The sequence below is a fragment of the Agrobacterium sp. FDAARGOS_525 genome, assembly GCF_003938925.1.
Classification (GTDB): domain Bacteria; phylum Pseudomonadota; class Alphaproteobacteria; order Rhizobiales; family Rhizobiaceae; genus Agrobacterium; species Agrobacterium pusense.
In genome coordinates, this window is sequence record NZ_RKIU01000004.1 from 909585 (window position 1) to 930950 (window position 21366).

General features: G+C 57.6%; 15 protein-coding genes. 8 read left to right on the top strand and 7 right to left on the bottom strand.

The genetic code is table 11. The features are described from left to right. Positions 1-3: 3 nt before the first annotated feature. On the top strand, positions 4-489 hold the full coding sequence (locus EGT36_RS20585) for a YbjQ family protein (RefSeq protein WP_286084232.1): 486 nt from the start codon (positions 4-6) through the stop codon (positions 487-489). Here EGT36_RS20585 and EGT36_RS31340 read toward each other — a convergent pair. Both EGT36_RS31340 and EGT36_RS20595 read right to left on the bottom strand, forming a co-directional pair. Next, positions 486-689: a phage tail assembly chaperone gene (locus EGT36_RS31340; protein ID WP_125271429.1), complete on the bottom strand. Its 204-nt coding sequence runs from the start codon at positions 687-689 to the stop codon at positions 486-488. The two genes, EGT36_RS20585 and EGT36_RS31340, sit on opposite strands and share 4 nt — an antisense overlap. Next, the gene (locus EGT36_RS20595) at positions 686-1105 is read right to left on the bottom strand and encodes a hypothetical protein (RefSeq protein WP_286084233.1); all 420 of its coding nucleotides are present in this window, start codon (positions 1103-1105) and stop codon (positions 686-688) included. Before EGT36_RS20595 ends, EGT36_RS31340 begins: the two co-directional genes overlap by 4 nt. 50 nt (positions 1106-1155) lie before the next feature. On the opposite strand from EGT36_RS20595, the gene istA reads away from it, so the two are divergent. The 3 genes from istA to EGT36_RS20610 all read left to right on the top strand — a co-directional run bounded on the left by istA (position 1156) and on the right by EGT36_RS20610 (position 4409). Then, a complete protein-coding gene (istA, locus tag EGT36_RS20600) occupies positions 1156-2688 on the top strand; it encodes an IS21 family transposase (RefSeq protein WP_125270476.1) in 1533 nt (510 codons plus the stop codon). After that, on the top strand, positions 2678-3472 hold the full coding sequence (istB, locus tag EGT36_RS20605; RefSeq protein ID WP_125270475.1) for an IS21-like element helper ATPase IstB: 795 nt from the start codon (positions 2678-2680) through the stop codon (positions 3470-3472). Before istA ends, istB begins: the two co-directional genes overlap by 11 nt. Positions 3473-3629: 157 nt before the next feature. Next, positions 3630-4409 (top strand): HNH endonuclease, encoded by a 780-nt coding sequence (locus tag EGT36_RS20610; RefSeq protein ID WP_125270949.1) that lies wholly within the window; start codon positions 3630-3632, stop codon positions 4407-4409. 24 nt (positions 4410-4433) lie between these two features. Here EGT36_RS20610 and EGT36_RS20615 read toward each other — a convergent pair whose 3' ends face one another. The 5 genes from EGT36_RS20615 to EGT36_RS20635 form a co-directional block, all read right to left on the bottom strand. Next, the gene (locus EGT36_RS20615; protein WP_125270950.1) at positions 4434-7628 is read right to left on the bottom strand and encodes a type I restriction endonuclease subunit R; all 3195 of its coding nucleotides are present in this window, start codon (positions 7626-7628) and stop codon (positions 4434-4436) included. A 20-nt stretch (positions 7629-7648) separates the two neighbouring features. Beyond that, on the bottom strand, positions 7649-9781 hold the full coding sequence (locus EGT36_RS20620; protein WP_125270951.1) for a GmrSD restriction endonuclease domain-containing protein: 2133 nt from the start codon (positions 9779-9781) through the stop codon (positions 7649-7651). Positions 9782-9826: 45 nt separating this feature from the next. Beyond that, entirely contained in the window at positions 9827-10570 is a 744-nt protein-coding gene (locus EGT36_RS20625) for a DUF6615 family protein (RefSeq protein WP_125270952.1), read from the bottom strand. Next, the gene (locus EGT36_RS20630) at positions 10567-11847 is read right to left on the bottom strand and encodes a restriction endonuclease subunit S (protein WP_210211235.1); all 1281 of its coding nucleotides are present in this window, start codon (positions 11845-11847) and stop codon (positions 10567-10569) included. The genes EGT36_RS20625 and EGT36_RS20630 overlap by 4 nt, the downstream gene beginning before the upstream one ends. Before the next feature lie 77 nt (positions 11848-11924). Next, a complete protein-coding gene (locus EGT36_RS20635) occupies positions 11925-13475 on the bottom strand; it encodes a class I SAM-dependent DNA methyltransferase (protein ID WP_125270954.1) in 1551 nt (516 codons plus the stop codon). A 348-nt stretch (positions 13476-13823) separates the two neighbouring features. Between EGT36_RS20635 and zorA the strand changes: the two genes are divergently transcribed. From zorA to EGT36_RS20655, 4 genes are all read left to right on the top strand, one after another. Further along, entirely contained in the window at positions 13824-15983 is a 2160-nt protein-coding gene (gene zorA, locus EGT36_RS20640) for an anti-phage ZorAB system protein ZorA (protein WP_125270955.1), read from the top strand. Between the two features lie 7 nt (positions 15984-15990). Further along, positions 15991-16935, top strand: a complete 945-nt coding sequence (locus tag EGT36_RS20645) for an OmpA family protein (RefSeq protein ID WP_125270956.1) — start codon at positions 15991-15993, stop codon at positions 16933-16935. Beyond that, on the top strand, positions 16932-18356 hold the full coding sequence (locus tag EGT36_RS20650; protein ID WP_125270957.1) for an EH signature domain-containing protein: 1425 nt from the start codon (positions 16932-16934) through the stop codon (positions 18354-18356). The genes EGT36_RS20645 and EGT36_RS20650 overlap by 4 nt, the downstream gene beginning before the upstream one ends. Positions 18357-18589: 233 nt before the next feature. Then, positions 18590-21322 carry a DEAD/DEAH box helicase gene (locus EGT36_RS20655; protein ID WP_172965682.1) on the top strand — a complete coding sequence of 911 codons (2733 nt, stop codon included), beginning with the start codon at positions 18590-18592 and terminating at the stop codon, positions 21320-21322. The last annotated feature ends 44 nt before the right edge of the window (positions 21323-21366 follow it).

Below are 21366 nucleotides of genomic sequence, written 5' to 3' on the forward strand. Positions count from 1 at the left end.
AACGTGAAAAAGCCCGCCAATGGCGAGCCGAGAAGGATGGATATGCCCAAGTGCAAGCGATGCGGGACGGACTATTATTTGGGCGACAAGGACGGCCACTGCGTTGACTGTGGAGAAGCTGTCGCGAAGAGCGACGGCGACGCCAAAAAGCAGTCGATCATCATGACGACTTCGATTGACGTGCCCAACCGTGAAGTAGACAGCGTCATATCGATCGTCGCGTCCGAAGCTGCCCTCGGCATGAACATTTTCAAAGATGTGGCCAACAATTGGCGGGACTTTGTGGGCGGCCGGTCAAATGCATCTCAAGCCTCCCTCAAGGAGGCACGTCTCGCGTGTTTGGACGGACTCAGGTCAGAAGCTCACGCGGTCGGAGCTGATGCGGTGATCTCCGTCGACCTCGATTATAACCAACTTGCTACGGGCGGCACCGGTGGCATCCTTTTCGTTGCCGCCACGGGTACAGCGGTCAAGCTGAAACCAGCCTAACCACCATACTTCTTGATCAACTCATCCATCTCTTCGTCAGATGGTGGGGCCACGGACTTTTTGGCTCCGTTCGCTTCGGCCTTGCCCTTCACCGTAAGGGTGAACTCGGTCAAGCTAGACGCCCAGAATATTCCTGGGGTCCAGCCGAGGCCGCCGAATGCGATCTTTTGCCAATCGCGCCAAGGGAAAGGTTCTTCTATGCCGCCTTTTGAGCGGCTTCCCCGTTTCCCTCGTCGTCCTCATCGAAATGATGAGACAACGCCTCAGAGATCGCCTTGGCGACGGCGCCGAAGTGCTTGAGCTTCAGCGCTCCAATAGCAGCTACTTTATCGCCGCGCACGGTAAGGAGGTCGAGTGCGGCCACAGTAGCGGCCGGCTCGACACCTGAAAGGCGAAGAAACAGATCAGACATGCTCTTGCAGGAAAGGCGCGAAGACACAGCGGCAAGACCGCCCATCTCGGCAACGATAACCAGCGGCACCTTGCCAACGAACAGGCCGACTTCGCCCCGCGCGCCATTCACTTCAAGCGGGAACGGCTTTTCAGCATCAGCCTGTTGGTTTCCACGCAGAAGTGAGCCGGTTAGGCGCATAATTTCCATTGAGAATTGAGCCATGTGAACCTTCCCCCAACGCGGTGAGCGACGGGGGCAACGGAGTGATCCACATGGGACTTTTAAACATCATCCGCCGGATGGCGCTGCGTGAGAAGCAGTCGATCCGGGAGATCAGCCGGCGCACCGGGCTGTCGCGCAACACGATCGCGAAGTATCTGAACGCCGGTACGATCGAGCCGACGTTCACGATACCGGAACGGCCGAGCAAGCTCGATCCTTTTGCCGATAAGCTGGCGGCTTGGCTGAAGACCGAGGCCGGGAGGTCACGCAAACAGCGTCGAACTCTAAAGCAGCTTCATGCCGATCTGGTGGTTCTCGGCTTTACCGGCTCCTATGGTCGGGTTGCCGCCTTCGCCCGTGATTGGCGGGCTGACCGGCAACGTGAGCAGCAGACGACGGGCCGTGGCATATTCGTCCCGCTGTCTTTCCGCCCAGGCGAAGCATTCCAGTTCGATTGGAGTGAGGACTATGCCGTGATCGGCGGCGAGCGCACGAAGCTTCAGGTCGCACATATCAAGCTATCGCACAGTCGGGCTTTCCTGGTCAGGGCTTACCTGCTGCAAACGCATGAGATGCTTTTTGATGCCCATTGGCACGGCTTCAGGGTGTTTGGTGGGGTGCCCGCGCGGGGAATATATGACAACATGCGCACCGCAGTTGATCGCGTCGGCCGCGGCAAGGAACGACAGGTTAATCTCCGCTTCCTCGCGATGACGAACCATTACGTCTTTGCACCAGAGTTCTGCAATCCCGCCGCGGGTTGGGAAAAGGGTCAGGTTGAGAAGAACGTTCAGGATGCTCGGCCGCGGCTGTGGCAACAGATGCCTGACTTTCCGGATTTGCTGTCTTTGAACGTCTGGCTGGAGCAGCATTGCCAGGACCTATGGCGGGACACGGCGCACGGGAGTCTGCCCGGTTCGATCGCGGATGTTTGGGGTGATGAACAGCTTGCTTTAATGGCATTGCCCGCCATGTTTGACGGCTTCGTCGAGCAAAGCAAACGTGTCTCACCAACATGCCTGATCACCTTCGAGCGTAATCGTTACAGCGTGCCGGCATCGTTTGCGAACCGTCCTGTCAGTCTGAGGATTTATCCCGAGCGGCTGGTCGTTGCAGCCGAGGGAAATATCCTCTGCGAACATCCGCGGATTATAGAACGCAGCCACGACAAGCCGCCGAGGACGATTTATGACTGGAGGCATTACCTTGCGGTCATCCAGCGCAAACCCGGAGCTCTGCGCAATGGTGCGCCTTTCCTGGAATTACCGCTGGCCTTTCGACAACTGCAAGACCAGATGCTTCGCCGTGCCGGTGGTGATCGGGAGATGGCCGACATCCTCGCTCTGGTGCGTCATCACGACGAACAGGTTGTCGTCAGGGCTGTGGAACTGGCTCTGGATCAAGGCGTGGCGACCAAGACGCATGTGCTGAATCTGCTGCATATGCTGATTGACGGCAAAACGACCGACGGCCCCGACATCGACACGCCGCAGGCGCTGACCTTGGTACGTGAACCCAAGGCCAACGTCGAACGTTACGATGGCCTACGTGTCAGGATCGTGGGAGGTCGCCATGCGTCATGATCCGGCCAGCGCCGCCGTCGTCATCATGCTGCGTAGCCTGAAGATGTATGGCATGTCTCAAGCGGTCACGGACCTGATCGAGCAAGGTGCTCCGGCCTTCGATGCAGCCGTGCCGATCCTGTCCCAGTTGCTGAAAGCCGAGATGGCTGAGCGTGAGGTCCGGTCCATCGCCTATCACATGAAAGCTGCCCGCTTCCCTGCCTACAAGGACATCTCCGGATACGACTTCGCCGCCAGCGAGATCAATGAAGCGACGGTGCGCCAATTGCACAGATGCGAGTTCATCGACGGGGCGCAGAATATCGTGCTTGTCGGCGGACCGGGCACAGGCAAAACACATGTGGCGACCGCCCTCGGCGTCCAGGCTATCGAGCATCATCGCCGAAAAGTCCGCTTCTTCTCGACCATCGAATTGGTCAATGCGCTCGAGCAGGAGAAGGCTAAAGGCAAGGCAGGTCAGATCGCTGAGACGCTGGTTCGTCTCGATCTGCTGATCCTCGATGAACTCGGATACCTTCCGTTCAGTGCTTCAGGCGGAGCGCTCCTCTTCCACCTGTTGAGCAAGCTCTACGAGCGCACCAGCGTCGTCATCACCACCAACCTCAGCTTCAGCGAATGGGCCACCGTCTTCGGCGACGCCAAGATGACGACAGCTCTGCTCGATCGCCTGACCCACCGTTGCCACATCCTGGAAACCGGTAACGACAGCTTCCGCTTCAAGGCCAGCTCGGCCGCAGCAGCACAGAAGAGAGGAGAAAAGGCCAATCCCTTGACCAAAGCCTGATCAGAAAACCATACTTAGAGGTGGCTCACTTCTCGGTGGAAAAACCGGCTCACTTCTGCGCGGAAACCAACACCCGCGCACATATCTGCGTCAGGTCGAGGCCGCGCGCGGTGACTGGATCGTCTATTACGAGCCACGACGGCCAAGCGGCGACCTGATGAAGACGGGCGGCAAACAGGCATATTTCGCAACAGCCAGGATCACCGACATCATCGAGGATCCGTCGAAGGCAGACCATTTCTATGCGCTGATTGAGGATTTTCTGCACTTCGATCATGCCGTGCCGTTCAAGGAGGCCGACCACTATTATGAGAGCGGTCTTCGCAAAGAAGATGGCTCAACCAACAAAGGCGCCTTCGGGCGTGCCGTGCGCAACATTTCCGACGCTGAGTATGACCTGATCCTCGCCGCTGGCTTCGCCCACGTCCTCGGCAAGCGAGCTAGAGAACGCCCAGCGCCCGATCCAGCCGAAGAAGCGCGCCTCGGCTTTGGCGATAATCCGCAGATGCCATACGAGATCGACAGCATCGACCGCCGGATCGTCTCCCAGATCGTGCAACGTCCGTTCCGGGAGCGCGCGTTTTCCGTGGCTATCAAGGCGGCCTATCACGATACGTGCGCCGTCACGGGCCTCAAGCTGATCAATGGCGGCGGCCGTTCCGAGGTTCAGGCAGCCCATATCCGCCCCGTCGCCGACCGCGGCCCGGACAGTGTCCGCAACGGCCTCGCGCTCTCCGGCACCGTGCACTGGATGTTCGATCGCGGCCTGATCTCCGTCGATGACGATTACTACCTGCTGATCGCCAGCGGCGGCGTTCCGGACACCATCACCCGCCTCATCAATCCGGAGCGACGCCTTCTGGTGCCGTCACGCCCCGAGGAACGGCCACACTCGCAGTTTCTGCAGTATCACCGCAGGGGGGTGTTTAAGGGATGATGGCGCGGAAATGATTTCCGCGCCTCACTTTCCATGGCCGAATGAAATTTCCTTCAACAGAAGCTCGGCCTGGGCGAGAACCATCTGCACGGCCTCCTGCTCCAGGTCCGGCGGATATCCGAATTTTTTAAGGATGCGCTTCACCAAGATGCGCATCCTGGCACGGGCACTTGCCTTGTGCTGCCAATCAACGGTGACTGAGCCCCGCATGTTCTCGACCAATTCGTGGGCGATCACACGCAACTGTTCGCTGCCCATGACCTCGACGGCCGTCTCATTGCCAGCCAGCGCGTCATAGAAGGCGATCTCCTCCGGAGAGAGGCCGAGCTCATCACCACGTGCGGCCGCCGCCTGCATCTCTTTGGCCAGTGCGATCAGTTCCTGGATCATTTCGACCGTCGAAATCGCATTGGCGTGGTAACGGGCCACGGCCTCCTCAAGGCGTCGTGAAAAGGTCTTGGATTGAACGACATTGGTCTTGGAGCGGCTCTTGATCTCCCCGTTCAGAAGTTTCTTCAGTGCTTCTAACGCGAGGTTCTTCTTCTCCATCTTCTGGACGTCCATCAGGAACTGGTCAGAGAGAACGGAGATGTCGGGCGACTGCAGGCCGGCCGCTTTCAAAATGTCCACGATCTCGGCATTTGCCACAGCCTGGTTGAGAAGCTGCTCCACGGCGAGCGACTTGGCCTTGTCGGACATCTTCCCGGTTGCGGTCGTTTTCACCAGAGCGGCGCGAACGGCCTGGAAAAAGCCCACTTCATCGCGGATCTCGGTTGCCGCATCGCTGGCTGAGGCGAGGGCATAGGCCTTGCTCAACTCCAGAACCGCATCTTGATAACGACGATGCGCCTGCTTCTTGGCCTCCGGATTGTCGACCTTTGCTGCTTCCGCCTGTTGCCACTTCAAGATCCAGTCGATGCCGTCTGCCAGCGCCTTCAGCCGTTCAACCGGCTTGCCCGTGACACCTAGGCTGTAGTCATGCCCAGTGAACATACCGCGGACGATCTCGTACTTCTCCAGGAGGACGGCGACGGCTTCCTCCTCATCAATGCCCGTCTTGTCGCGGTCGGATTGGGAATACTGGGCAAGCGCCTTTTTCAGGTTGGTGGCGATGCCGATGTAATCGACAACGAGGCCGCCTGGCTTCTCCTTGAAGACACGGTTGACGCGGGCGATCGCCTGCATCAACCCATGACCGCGCATCGGCTTGTCGATATACATCGTGTGCATGCAGGGCGCATCGAACCCCGTCAGCCACATGTCGCGCACGATGACCAGTTTCAGCGGATCATCGACCTTTCGCGCCCGCTTGGCGAGATAGTCGCGGCGCTTCTTGTTGCCGATATGCGGCTGCCAATCGAGAGGATCGGACGCCGAGCCGGTCATCACGATCTTGATTGCGCCCTTGTCGTCATCAAGGGAATGCCAGTCGGGCCTGAGCGCGACGATTTCGTTATAGAGGTCTACGCAGATGCGCCGGCTCATGCAGACCGCCATGGCCTTGCCCGGCAGACCTTCAATACGTTTTTCCAGATGCTCGACCAAGTCGGAGGCAATCTGAGCCAGACGCTTCTTGGAGCCGACCAGCCGCTCAACAGTTGCCCACTGCGCCTTCTGTTTCTCCTGCTCGGTCAGCGTCTCGTCTTCGAGCATAGCCTCGATCTCGGCGTCGATCTTCGGCTTTTCATCCTCGTTCAGTTCGATGCGAGCGAGGCGGCTCTCGTAATAGATCGGTACTGTCGCCCGGTCCTCCACCGCACGGCTGATGTCGTAGATGTCGATGTACTCACCGAAAATGGCCGGTGTGTTCACATCGGCTGCCTCGATCGGCGTTCCCGTAAAGCCCATGAACGACGCGTTCGGCAGAGCCTGACGGATGTAATGGGCGTAGCCGTAGCGGCGCTCACCCGTCTCGCGATTAAGCTTCGCGTCAAACCCATACTGGCTGCGGTGTGCTTCGTCCGCCATGACAATGACATTGCGGCGCTCGGTCAGGATCGGGAAGACTTCCTCGCCCTTCTCCGGCGTGAACTTCTGCACCGTGGTAAAGATGACGCCGCCAGAGGCGCGGTTCAAAAGCCTGCGCAGATCGTCCCGGCTGTCCGCCTGCTCGGGCGTCTGACGGATCAGATCCTTACACAGGCTGAAGGTGCCGAAGAGCTGGTCGTCGAGATCATTGCGGTCGGTGAGCACGATCAACGTCGGGTTTTCGAGCTCACGGGAGCGGACGATAAGGCCACCCAGGAAAGCCATAAGCAAGCTTTTACCGGAGCCTTGCGTATGCCAGATCACGCCGATCTTGCGGTCGCCTTCCGGCTTCACCGCCTCAATCGCGCTGTTGATCGCTTTGCGGGCTCCGTGGAACTGGTGGTAACCGGCAATGATCTTGAACGGACCTTCGCCCTTATCGCCAAACACCGTGAAGTCACGGATCAAGGCCAGGAAGCGCTCCTTGTCAAAGACACCACGCAGCAGCGTGCCCATCTCATAGGGACCATGAGGCGTAAAATCCCCGTCGGCGCCGGTCACCGACCGCCAAGGCATGAAACGCTCTTCATCGGCCGTCAGCGAGCCTATCCGCGCCAGCATACCGTCGGACGCCACCATCACCGCATTGGTTCGAAACAGCGACGGGGTCTGCTCCTTGTAGGTCTGGAGCTGGTTATAGGCTTCATGGATCGTGGCGTTCTCACTCGCCGCGTTCTTCAGCTCGATGATGCCGAGCGGCAGCCCGTTGACGAAAACCATCACGTCCGGGCGACGCGTGTACTTGCCCTCGGCCACGGTGAACTGGTTGGTAACCCAGAAGTCGTTGTTCTCAGCCTTCTCAAAGTCGATCAGCCACAACTTGTCGCCCTTCACCTCCCCATCGCCAATGCCGAATTCCACATCGACGCCCTCGGTGATCAGGCGATGGATGCGGCGGTTTTCTTCGACCAGAGATGGCGTTTCGCTGATGGAAAGCTGGCGAATGGCTTGGTCGCGGGCATCTGCGGGAATGTTCGGGTTCAATCGCTCCACGGCAACCGCCAGCACATCCGAAAGCAGCACATCGCCATAGGCTAGACGGGCTGGAGCCGAGCCATCCGGGGAAATGACCTGCGAAGGCTGATAGAGGTAGCCTAGCTCCTGGAAGGTCGAGAGAACGACTTCTTCAACAAGGCCTTCGGAAAAGCCCGAAGGTGATGACGAAGATTGCTGATAAAGAATGTCTTCCATGGCTCCCCCCGCCGCCTAACTCAGACGAAGCGCTCCTTGATGTAGGCAATCGCCTGGTCACCTGTCATCTCGCGCGAGGAATTGCCATTACGGACGTAGAACCGATCCTGCACAGCGCCGCCTTTGTCGGCCAGCTTGATGTAGATCGGTTTGTTGGCAGGCAGGATGTCGACCCGGCAGATCTCCTTCTCATCAACTTCGGGAAAGGCAAGCTTGACCTTCGTTGCTGCGAAGGCCTCTCCGAAGGTGTTGATGATCAGCGTCTTGAGATGGAGTTCGAACTTGTCGCGATTGCCGCCGTTGAGCGATTTGTAGTCATTGTCGAGACCCGTGATCTCGCCATTGTCGGAAACGCCGATCAGGAGCGTGCCGCCATGCGCATTCGCGAAAGCCGCAATCGTTTTCATGATCACGCCTTCCAGTTCCTTGTTCACGGTGCCGAGCTTGATATCCCAGCGCAGGGTCTGCTTGAATTCGACCTCTTCGTTCTCCCCCTCCGCGATCAAGTCCTCCAGCGAGATTTTTTCGGCAACGGCATGGGTCTCTGCCAGAGCCTCGAGCCAGGTATTCAAGCTGTCCGCCAGCATTTTACGGCGCGTCTTGAGGAAGAGCTCGTAATTGTCGATCTGCCACAGTTCCCGATCCTCCGGGATGAGCTGCAAGCCAAGCGCTTTCGGCTGGTTCTCCGCGACGCCGGACAGATAGGCCTCTGTTTCCTTCGCTCCTTTGGATCGGTTGGCGGTCTGGGTCAGAATGGCGCGGTTTGTCAGTTCCTGCGCCAATTGATAGCGGAGCCTGTTCTCCTGGCCATATCCGGCTGCCTTCAAGTTGGCGAAGGCGAAGATGTGATCATATTCCAGCTTGTATTTCTCGCCCATCGGCTGGTGAATGGAGACGCCTGTCGTGAGGCACTTTGCGCCTCTGCTCTTCAGATGCCAGCGCAACAGGCCGAACAGAGGATTTTGCACGGCGCTGCCTACGAACTCGTCCGGTGTGATCGCGATGTTGCCGCCGCGATCCTCGCGGATCACATCCAGCAATCGATCAAAGGGCGTTTCTGATGTCGCGACGATCTTGAGGTCATGATCCAGCTTCTGCGGAAGCTGGCTGACGTAGCGCCGGCGAACCTGGGAATAGTAGAACCACTTCACCACTTTCTGGATGTCGTTATGGCTGAGATTGCAGTTCGTTCGGTGGCAATAGGCTACGATCGGGATGACCGCATAGATCGAGTTTATCTCGTCAGTATGATCGACGAAGGCATGGCCGCGAAGCAGGTTCGCCACATAGTCCAAGACCTTGCCGTCAAGCGCCTTCCAGACGCCGCGGATCGCATCGTTATTCTCCGCCGAATGCAATTTGCGCATGTCGGAGCCGCCCTGATGCAGAATGGCAAGCAGCGCGTAGACGATGAAATCCAGCTTGAAGATGAAGCCGTTTGCCTTCAGGGTATCGAGCTTCTTCTTGAAGGCCTCGCGGGCCTGTGGCCAGTATCCTGAGATCTGCGCCAGCGCGAGTTCTGCGTCCGTCAGCGCCACGCCACCTGCGTTGACGATGTAGAAAATGTCGATGGCCTCACGCAGTGACGCCTTGATCGGAATATTCTGCTCGGGGAAGTCCCGGTCCAATATGCCTTGCACCGCGGCGAACGTATCGTCGATGCGGTCATAGTCCTCATCTGAGAGTTGCCGTCCCGCCTCCCCCAACGCTTTATCAACGTCCTTGGCCCGAACCTTCTTCTTGAAAATGTCGGTCAGGTTGATCCAGCGCGGATCGTTTTCCATGCGCTTCTGTCGATATTCGACCTCGCGCGTCTGAACGTGGACATGCAGCCCGCGGGTATCCTCGGTGATCTCCTCGAGCGTGTAGTAAGGCGGCAGTTCGCCGCGGATCAGCATGTAAAGCGTCGTCACGCGCTGCTGACCGTCCAGCAGGATCTTGATGGCTCCCTGAAGCGGATCATAGACGTGCTCGCCCTTTAACTCCGGCGGCTGGTTGGTATCCCAAGTCAGGATGGTGCCTGTCGGATAGCCCTTGATCATCGAGTCGATCAGCAGCTTGGCGTCTTTTTTCTTCCAGACATATTCGCGCTGGAACGCCGGCACGAAGAGCTGCCGTTCGTCGATCTTTTCCAGAATGCTGTTGATTTTCATGATGCGAGTTGATCCTTAATCAAAATTCGTTGGTGGCAAGCCGGCTCACGGATTTCGACAATCGATTGTCACCAATCCTATTGGACCGTGTTCGCCCTCTGGCTCTCGAATAGGCCGAGAGAAATATCCATCGGTTGGAACGATATAGGGAGGAAGTGTCCCGTCACGCATAGGTGTCTGGCCATTCAGTTTCCCTACACTTGGAATGAAGAGACTTCTGCCTTGCTGCGAACAAACCAGGAAATGCCAAGGCACGCATCGCGCTTCCAACGAGGCAAGATCTTGATGGCCATGTCTCTTGATTGTGCGAGCGGGGCCGATTAAGCATCCCGCCTCGTAAGGTGATGGCATGGCTGATTTTCGCCAACGCGACTTCGCGCTCTCTTCTGAGTAAAAGCACAGGATGGGCAGCAATCGATCGCGCTTGGCTTCTGCGATTAGCACATCAACCTGCGGATGCGGTGCCGACTTCGCCTTGTAGGTAAACAGTCCTGGAAACTGCAGTGTATTCTTTGGCAGGCGTTTTGCTTGCACCCGCATCTTCAGCGTATATTTACGGCCTATCAGGTGCCATTCCCAGTCGGCACCGTTGCGTGCCTCCTGTCGTTTTGTGAACGTTCGGATCTTCACTATCTTTGAGTGGCGACGCCATATCTCCAGCAGCGTGCTCTCCGTGATTGTCTCTTCGCCGTAAGAAATGGCCGATCCGTAAGCCAGATGCAGGTTTCTGGAGACGGCATCCCCAAGCTCCAGAAAAGTTCTGCATAGCGATTTAGCTGACGGCTTCACTGCGCCGCCTCCATCAGGTCTTCCGCCTCGGACAGGCGGATTTCCCCAGACATTAGCTTAGGGAGGAGCAGGTCGCGGGTGGCTGCAAGGGTCCGGTCTTCACAACCGTTCGCGGTGATCTTGTCGAACATAGGCAAGATGAATTTGCCAAACTCTCCAAGCAATTCCATTGGCGGTTCAGCAAAGGGGAAAGCTTCCAGTTGGTCGACCTGAGCCCGCTGTCGCCCCGATGTCCCAGTCATGCTTGCAATCGCTGCAGAGCGAAACTCGGGATGTCGAACAAGTAGATAGGCGAAAGGAGCAGGAACACCCTTCCTGGATCGCAGGACATAAAACTCTGTAGAACCCCAGCCTACCGTCTGCTCGTCCGGCAGGAAATTGACGAATGCCGATTTGCCATTCTCTAGGCATGGCGTGATCCGGGCGAGCAGGGCGTCGCCGTTCCTGAACCGCATACCAGAACCATATTCCCTTTCAACAGGTGGCTCTGCCAATGGTCCAGACGTTGGCAAAGAGGACATGTCGCTATAAGGGGCAGGTGTTCCCTTCTTCAGCGGCTCCTTTGGGTTGAACTCAACAAGAGCTGAAGCGACGCCGAGCCTCCACCCCTCCGGCAGCCCATCATCCCCCAGCGCAGCCGGGAACAGATCGGCAAGGGCTTGTGCCCGCCCGGTGTCCTGGACGAGCCCCCCCATGATGGTGGTGGGATCGGAGGCGCCCTCCAGCTTGCGGCGAGTGGGGCCGAAATCCACGAACCAGTCGCGGAAGATCGCTTGCGCCATCGCCTCCAGCGTCTCGTTCATCCGCCGGTTCAGTTCGATCTTGTCGTCGATCGAGTCAAGTGTCGTAGCAATGAGAAGCTGTTCGGAAAAGCTTGGCAGAGGGATCGCGAGGCGCTTGATAATTCCCTCATTGAGGTTGGGCATTGTGGCGCCAATTGCCTGCGCCCTTATCCAACTCACGGCCTCAGACGTGGACAAGTAGTGAGAAAGAAATGTTGCGTCGATATCATTTTGAAGCGAATTGACGCGAAGACGAATTGCGCCGGTGCCACAAACAGCGCCAACGTCCTCGTGGCGAACGATAGCAGTTTGTCCGGTCGCCTGCGCTCCTCGTCGCGCAAAAAGAATGTCTTTCAGGATCACTTGATGTTTTGACAACCGCTGTGCGGTCTCATGTGAAACGTGAGGAAGGCTGCTTCTGTCGATCCTTCTATTGCGGATTGCCTCAGTTGGCACGACTGGCACGCCGGCGTCGACATAGTCGTAGGAATGCAACTGTGAACCGAATGGGCCCGTCTGCAACGAAATTGAACCTAGGCGGACGAAATGCTCTATAGGAAGTCGCGGATAAATCACGAGATGCCTCGCAGTACGCTCTCGATCTTCTCTTGTAATGCTCGTCCCTCGGCGAACTGCCCAAGCAAAGTCTCCCGTAGCCCTTCAAACTTCTCAGCGAACAAAACTCCATCATCCTCGGAATCCGCCGCGCCCACATACCGCCCCGGCGTCAGCACGTGACCGTGCCCCCGCACTTCCTCCAGACTGGCTGATTTGCAGAAACCCGGCTCATCCGCATAATCCGCCCAACCGCTCTTCGCCCGCGTTTCCGGCTTCGACCGCCAGCGGTGATAGGCTCCTGCGATCTTCTCGACGTCCTGTGCTGTGAACTCGCGGCGCACACGGTCCACCATGAAGCCGAGCTTGCGGGCGTCGATGAAGAGGATTTCGCCACGCCGGTCTCGGTGGCCATTGGCGCTCTTGTCGCGGGCGAGAATCCAGAGGCAGGCGGGTATCTGGGTGGAATAGAAGAGCTGACCCGGCAGGGCCACCATGCAATCCACCTGATCCGCCTCGATCATCGCCTTGCGAATCTCGCCCTCGCCGGATTGTTGCGATGACATCGAGCCATTGGCCAGCACCACGCCCGCCGTGCCGCGCGGGGCAAGGTGATGGATGATGTGCTGCAGCCAGCCGAAGTTGGCATTGCCGTTTGGCGGCTTGCCGAACTTCCAGCGGGCATCTTCCGCCAGCCGCTCGCCGCCCCAATCGGAAATGTTAAAGGGCGGGTTGGCAAGGATGAAATCGGCCTTAAGGTCCGGCAGTTCGTCGCGGTGGAAACTGCCCTCGTTGTTCCAGCGGATATCGGCATCGATGCCCTGGACGGCGAGGTTCATCTTGGCCAGACGCCAGGTGGTGTGGTTGATCTCCTGGCCATAGACGGCAATGTCATTGCGCCGCCCGCCGTGTTCCTCGATGAATTTCTCCGACTGCACGAACATGCCGCCCGAGCCGCAGCAGGGGTCATAGACGCGGCCCTTATAGGGCTCCAGCATTTCGACGAGGGTTCGCACCACGGAACGGGGCGTAAAAAACTCGCCGCCGCGCTTGCCTTCCGAGCCGGCGAAACCGGACAGGAAATATTCGTAGACCCGCCCCAGCAGGTCCTTGGCGGTGTCCTTGCTGTCATGCAGTCCGATGTTGGAAAAGAGATCGATCAGCTCGCCGAGCATGGTCTTGTTCAGCGTCGGTCGAGCATAGTTCTTCGGCAGAACACCCTTCAAACCCTCGTTCGACGGGAAGCGTTCGATTGCCTCCATCGCCTCGTCGATCAGCTTCCCGATCTCGGGCCGCTTGGCGTTGGCCTGCAGATAAGGCCACCGCGCCTCCGTCGGCACCCAGAAGACGTTTTCCGCAAGATATTCCTCCGGGTCTTCCGCATCGGCATGCTCGTCCGCCTTCAGCTTGGCGTGCAAACCCTCGAAAGCGTCGGAGATGTATTTCAGGAAGATCAGGCCGAGCGCGACATGCTTGTATTCCGAAGGCTCCAGATTGCCCCTGAGCTTGTCCGCTGCCTTAAAAAGCTCGGCCGTAAAGCCGAGGTCACCATTGTTCTCTTTCGCCACGAGGGCAGTCTCCCCAAATCATTTGGGGAGACAATAGGATGGTGGCTCGGGATGTGTAAAGACGGCTGAACCATCCTGGGTTGATTGGCGGGCGGGATGCCCCTCATGGCGGAAATTATTTCCGAAAAGATACTGAAGGAAACACCGCATGGCTCGCATCCTCGTGGATGGCAGCTTTGGAGGTGAACCAAGCTGTTATGTCGTCAATTTTCAGTAGAGTAATCTGGACAACTGCATCATTTAGCGGGAATAAAAACAACTGATGCGTTTGCATCGCACAGTCTTTCAGGGAAATCGGGCGCTGGGGCGAATTGCGAACCAGCCTCTGGTGAAACCGCAGGTAGGGGCATGGGGAATCTCGGTAGTTTGTTCTGGAACTGGTTTGTAAGACTGGTTGCATTTTGGGTATTGGCGCTTGGGACTGTCTTCGCGCTCAGCTATGTGTTGCCGCCGCTCGATATCGGTTTGATCATCGAACGCATCAGTAATGGTTTGGCGTTGCTGAATGGCCAGGTTGGCGCGAATGGTGCAAAAGCTGCGCTGGACGCTCTGAGCAACACCGATTTCATCTTCAGTCTCGCGTCGCTTATCTTCGCTGCGGCCATTTCCTTGATAGTGACTTTCGGGCTGCTGCACGTCGCTGCGATCATCAGCTCGCTCTACAATCTTCGCCGCGTTGTCTCACGCCCAAAAACACGGGCTGATTTTGCCAACGAATACGACCAGTCGATCTATCACCAATTGGAAGGCAGCAAGCTGCTTGGCCACGCCTGGCGTGAATTTGATGAGACCCTGATAAAGCCGTCAGCCGGTGAGCCGCCGCTCATCAAGAACACGGTGCGGCCTCAGAGCTTCATCCATTTCGGCACCATTCGGGACCGTCTTTTTGGCCTGAAGATGATGGCTAGCATTCCCGGCTATTTTGTTGCCGTCGGCTTGCTGCTGACATTCGCAGGGATCGTCCTGGCCCTCTACAAAGCAGGAAGCGCCTCGAGTGCGGGCAATGTGGACGAAATGCAGGTAGCGATGACCGAGCTGCTGCAAATCGCATCCTTCAAGTTCACCACATCCATCGCCGGACTTGGCTGCTCTCTTCTCCTTTCCATCGTCTTCAAGGTCTACACGATCTGGCTCGAGGCCAGCGTGCACAAATTTTGCGAGGCTGCTGAGAGCAGGCTCAAATATGTCCCACCTCAATCGGTTGCCATCGAGATCGCAGAAGCAGCCAAAGAACAGCGGGACCAACTCAAGGAAATCAATAGCGACAAGTTCTTTGCCCAAATGGGTCGGCAGTTGGAGCCGCAGATCCAGTCGGCGTTCGCGTCGGCAATGGCGCCGATTAATGACAGCATTACGGGTGTGCTCGGCAAGATTACGGAGAACAGCCAGAGCGGCATCAACGACATGCTCGCCCAGTTCTCCTCGAGCGTCCAGGGTAGCGCCGGCACGGAATTGCGCCAGCTTGCGGAAACCTTGGGCGCCATGCAGGCAACCCTCGCCGACATGCAGACAGGCGTCCGCGGTTCGGGAGAGGATTTTGCGCGCCGTATGAGCGAGGCAGCGGAAAATCTCAACCGCCTGGTCAGTGACGCCGCCCGCTCAATGGACGACGGCGCCAACCGCAACCGCGACGGGCTTGCGGAGATTCTCGCTGCCATGAAGGCCACATTCGACAAGGCGAGCGAGCAGGTCGACATGGAGCTTGGGCGCGCCGCGGGCGGCGCTTCGGAGCGGATCGAGGCGGCCATGGGCCGGGTCATGGAGAAGCTGGAAACTCAGGTCAGCACCCTGACCGGCAGCATGACTTCTCTCGACAGCGATCTGCGAGACGGCGTGGCAAAAACGCAGGAACAGATCAGAACGGCGCAGGAAAGTGCGGTTTCGACCGTCAGCGCAGTTGCAGTGGGAGCCGCCGAGGCTATCAAGACAGGCCTTGCCGAGGCAATTGCCACTATCCGTCAGGAAGTAGACCGCTTCGAAAGTGCATTGCGCGGATCAAATTCAGCACTTTCGTCACAGGCGAGTGTCCTTGGGGAAGCCACGTCACAAACGCGCATTGTCTCCGATGCGTTTTCAAAGACGGCAACCGATATTCGCTCCGCATCCGCACCGTTACTACAGTCTGGCGATAAGATCGCTTCGGCAACGTCGAGCTTCGAAAATTCGCTTCGCTTGGCAGTCGAGGCACTCGCTGCAAGCCAGGCAGCGTCACAGCAACTGAACGGATCCCTGCGTGAACAATCGGAGAGCATGGCCGCGATCTGGAGCAATTATGAAGCACGGTTCGCCCGCATCGACGAAGCGCTGGCGAAATCGGTCAGCGACCTCGCGACCGCAACGGAGCGGCAGGGCGATACGTTGAGCCGCTATGCGACCGACATCGATCGCGGGCTCGCCAATGCCGTCAATACGCTGTCCTCTTCAGTCAAGGAAATGAGCGATTCCTTCGACGAATTCTCCGGCTCGATCTCGGACCTGCGATCGGCTGTCCGGCCTGCGGCGGAGTAAGTGAGCCATGCTGGCATTCGACGATGCCGCCGACAAACCGGCGGTCGAAGAGGAAGAGGAAAATTACTTCGTGTCGATGACCGACATGATGGTCGGCATCCTTTTCATCTTCATCATCATGCTGATGGTTTTCGCGTTGCAGTTTCAGAAGCAGACAGACGAATCCGAACAGCAAGCCGATAAATCGAAAGTGCAGATCGAAGAAGTCCTGGAGAAGGTCAGGCAGGTAAGCGAGCAGCTCCATAGCTTGCGATCCGAGATAAACGAAGAACTTGAGGATCTCAGCCAGTCGCAGCGCGAGCGGACCGCATTGCTGAACGATCTTGAGCGCGAGCTGAAGGCCACGGGCCTCGACGTTCAGATCGATCGCGAAAACGGCGTTCTGCGTCTGACGGAAAACGCAATCCGCTTTGCCACCGACAAGTCAAACTTGAGCGCCCAAGCTGCAGACAATGTTCGAAAGCTCGCTGCAGTGCTCGCGCGAGTATTGCCGCGATACACAAGTTGCGTCGTTTCAAGTAAGGCCACGGATTGCAAACAGCTTGCGCCTGGCGCAGCAATCGACACCGTTTTCATTGAGGGGCACACAGACAGACAGGGATCGGAGACCGCGGCCGGTGATAGCCGGAATTGGCAGCTATCGACCGAACGGGCTGTCGAGACTTACCGAACTCTGACTGCCTTCGAGCCCTCGCTGAGAGGGCTTAGGAACCCGGAGAAGAAAGAAATCCTGTCTGTCTCAGGCTACTCCTCGACGCGTCCGATACCGGGAACTGAGCTTCCTGCGCAAGGCGTTGAAATCACACAACAGGCCTTGGAGAAGAACCGGCGTATCGACATGCGCTTTGTCATGCAGGTTGACCCTTCCGATAGACTGAAGGACGTGCTCCGTCTCACCGACGACATGGAGGGACAGATAGAGAAACTGCGGGAGGCGGCGACACTTAGATGATTGGGCTATTCCGCGAAGCTTGCACAGGCATGTCAGCTCGCGCGTCGGGGCTGACCGGGCATGACGTGATACCCAAACACACTTACGTGCATGAAGCAGCACGATCAATTGGCGCAACCGGCATTGATGATCGTGCAAAGCGTGACTTGGCATCCATCAATGAAATTGCAGCGCGGCTGCTACCGATGCTGCAGGCAGGCGATGCCTTGTCGACGAAGGAATTTCGAGACGCTATTTGGTGCCTGTGGGAGGCTAGGACGCCGCTGGCCGACCAACCCGCAGTGCTGAGGCGAATTGTCGACGAAGTGGATCGGAGCGACAAGCGCAAGCTCTTCAGGACGCTCGCTACAGTCTATTTGATACAGTTTCGACAAGACAGGCCGGGACTTGAGGCCATCAGTTCCATCCTGCAACAAGGCAGTGTTCGCTGGGGCGAGCCGTTCGCATCATATCAAAAAGACTACGCACTCTACGATCCGCTCCTTGGCCCCAAGAATATCGCCGCCTTAGCGTTGCGGCAGGCTATGTCGCCCTCCGACGCGATGCGATCTCTCGGGTTTGGTGCGCTCGACGCGCAGTCCGGCTTCACGGAGGCGATCACCCGAAACCTGCTGGTGCAACTCGGCAACGGCGCGGAGCCCGACCATATGAGGCGCCTGGAGATGGTCAGATCATACGCGTTCGACAGCCGGAACGAGCTTGTCTTTAAGGGACTTGATCTGGAGATAGCCGAAGCCTTGATCAAACCGTTCCTCGGCAAGTCGCCCGAGAAGGCGATTAAAGATCTCTTCTTGAATTTCATTGTTTCGATTTTCAAGGATCCGCGAACCTATCCCGGCCGCTGGGAACGCTTTCCGCACATCAAGGCCTTGATCATCTCCTGGCTAACGGAGCAGTCGCTTCGGCAATTCCTTGATATCGTGGGGCTCACCGTAAAGGATCCGAACGACGCTCAGATGTGGCGATATCGACGCGCGTTCTGGGAAGCCGCACACAGGAAAGGCATCATCAGGGGCGCATGGGTGATCTTCGCGGAGGATGGTGCCCAATTGGCGCGTAGTCGTTTTGGCAAGAACGTGGACTTTGCCACATTTGTCAGTGCTGGCTCCAAACAGATCCAGCGCACACACGCAGTGCTTCTCCTCGAGGTCGGTCAAGGAATTGTCGCCGACTGGAGCCACAATGGAAAGGTGAACATTTGGTCCGATGCGTCCGAGCGCGGCGCGCCAAAGCTTTATCAGAGAAGCTATAGTTCGGACGATGTGACAATTTCGAAAGACGATATCGAAACCTCGCGCTATCTCGTCAAAACACATAGCTCGCCCAAAACCTACAGTTGGCAGCGAATTGTCGCTGAGCGAATTTATCGTATGACGAACACCCGTTTGCAGGAGAGCGACTACGGAGTGAAGGGCCGATAATGAGTTTCAAAAGCACACCGCAGCATAACGGCGCTCTTATCGAGTTTGAAAAGCGGGGCCTGCTCGGCAAGAAGGTAATTCCCTATCAGCAGTGGGGCGACAAGGCTGCCGCTGGAGATCACGGCCTTCGCTTTCTATCCCATGCGGTCGCAGCCGGTGACCTCGTTTCATCAGGTGATGGTCTCTTCGCGAAGCCGGAATTCATCTTGTCTTTGTCGGCGACGCAGGCCGATATGCTGGGCGTGCCCAAACTGATTGGTCTTTCGGTCAGCCTTTCCATGCGCGGTCGAATCGACAACTCCGATAGTACCCTCCTCCTGAACTGGCAGGACCAGAATTCGCGGCCGATCACCCCGGACTTTCAAGGCCCCTTCCTTCGCGTGGACGGTGAGTGGGCCCGATTGTCTCGTCCGCTCTATGAAATCCACGTCGCAGCCCGAGACTACAACAATTCCGCCGGCCAACCCTTCGCCGAGCGTCTTCCTTTCTGGCAGCAGATTCAGGATAAGTTGAAGACCTATCTTGGCAGCGATGTGCAGGCCGACAAGCTTGTGGGTTCTCTGACAATTTATCAGGCCGGCGCATTCGGCCTTGATGTCCGTGAAACCGCTCATGGAACCGATTTCCTGCCGGTGCTGATGTCGCGGACGATCGAACCTGAGCGTGGCGAGGTCGATGATGGCAATGATGCGCCGGAAACCGATGGAGACGATGCCGCGGCTTGGGCTTCGGACACTGACAAGCGTAGCAACGATGCCGATGCGCTGCTGCCGCCAATCCTCCAGGACACGTTTTACGAACAGGCACTCTCCCGCCCCGGCAGGACCGAAGCGGCTTACGTGGTTGCCCGGAACACATACCTTCTGCTGGAGCCGACACTGCGCACCGCCCTTGACGTCGTCAAACAGATGCGTGGTGCATCGGCCGAGACCCGCAGAGAGTTCCTGAAGAACCCGCGTACCCGTATCGCAGCAGCGCTGGGCGATGACGGCGACGTGCTCGCGTCCAGCCTGTTCGTCGAGACGGCACAATATTCCGATCGGATCGAAGGCTTGGGCCTGTGGCAAAAACCAAGCCTGCCCTGGATCAAGAAAAAGACCAACCAATGGCTGCCGGAAAATTTCGTCGTTCGGATTGGCAGCAAGACGCTCAATGCCACTCCGGACAAGATCGAGGAGCTACAGGTTCTATGTGACCAGGCGGAGCAGGACCGCTCCCAGGAGATCACTTTCGAGCAAGAGCTTTATCCAACCACGGATGTTCGATCTATGCTCACGAGGCTCGATGAAGACGGGGTGTCCTATTCCGGCGAGCCGCAGGGTGACAGGGCGCCCCGCGAGGATCCGGACAATGACGTCCTGATCATCAGGCAAAATTTAGAGGAGCTCGATTTTCAATCCAGATTGGCGAAACGAAGCAGGCTAATCCCCAACGGCTTTCCAACGCAGAGCATAAACGGCACACAGCCCAAGCAACATCAGCTTGAGGGTTTTGACTGGCTTTGCAGTTGCTGGACGCAAGGCTGGCCCGGTGCGCTGCTCGCCGACGACATGGGACTTGGCAAAACATTTCAGGCGCTCGCGTTTCTCGCCTGGATCAGGGACAACATGGCGGCGAGACGAGGTGCCTATCGGGCGCTGCAGGGCCCGATCCTAATCGTTGCTCCGACGTCCCTTCTTGACAACTGGAAAAAAGAGGCTGGCATTCATCTCAAGCCGGGAAAGCTTGGTTCCTGTGTCGAGGCATTCGGCTCAGGCTTAAAAGCACTCAAGACCCGCAAAAGCACCGGATGGACCGAGGAGGACGCGCTCGATGTCGACTATATTCGACAAGCAGACTGGATCCTCACCACTTATGAGACACTGGCCCTTTATCACCGAAGCTTTGCGCGCATCGCCTATTCGATCGCAATCTTCGACGAAATGCAGAAAGTGAAGTCGCCCGATTCGATCAACAGCCACACCGCCAAGACAATGAACATCGACTTTGTTCTCGGCATGACCGGAACACCGATCGAAAACCGGCTGGAGGATTTATGGTGCATTATGGATCGGATCGCGCCCGGCTATCTGGGAGATCTCAAGAGCTTTTCCAGCACGTATGGCGATGAAGATCCGCAGGCGCTTGCGGAACTCAAAGCGAAGATGGATCGGCCTCAGGGCAATGCGCCAGCCATCATGTTGCGACGTATGAAGGATGACGTCGCAAAGGATCTGCCAGCCAAGCATATCATGCCATACTCGGTCGTAATGCCCGCGAGCCAGGCAAGGGCTTATGATGAAGCCGTCGCGGCTGCAAAGGCAGGCTCGAAAAGCCGCAAGAGCATGCTGGAGACCCTCCATCTGCTCCGCGGCATATCCTTGCATCCTGATCGCACAGGCGCGGCCAATGCTTATGATGCGGCGTGGCGCATGTCGTGGATCAACAGTTCTGCTCGAGTGCAGAAGGCCATCACCCTTCTTGAAGACATCCGCGGCCGGTCGGAGAAGGCGCTTGTGTTTCTTGAGGACCGGGCCATGCAGCAGACGTTTGCAGCAGCGATCGCGGAACATTTGAATCTCCCTGCGCGGCCACCCGTCATCAATGGAACGATGGTCGGCCGACAGCGCCAGGAGATCGTCGACGCTTTCCAAAAAGCACCCACAGGTTTCGATCTCCTCATCCTCTCACCGAAAGCTGCGGGAATCGGCCTCACGATCACGGCGGCCAATCATGTTATCCACCTCAGCCGATGGTGGAACCCGGCGGTCGAAGACCAATGCAACGACCGCGCCTTCCGCATCGGCCAAACCAAGGATGTCACCATTCACCTGCCCATGGCGATCCACCCCACACATGGAGAAGGGTCATTCGACCAAAAACTGCACGATTTGCTTGAGCGCAAGCGATCATTGTCGCGAGACATGCTTGCACCACCGACTTCGGAAAGAGATGTCGATGGCTTGTTCGCGGACGTCGTTGGGTGAGACTGGCGATGCCGATTCCGGCCGTAGCATACTGCTTACGATCA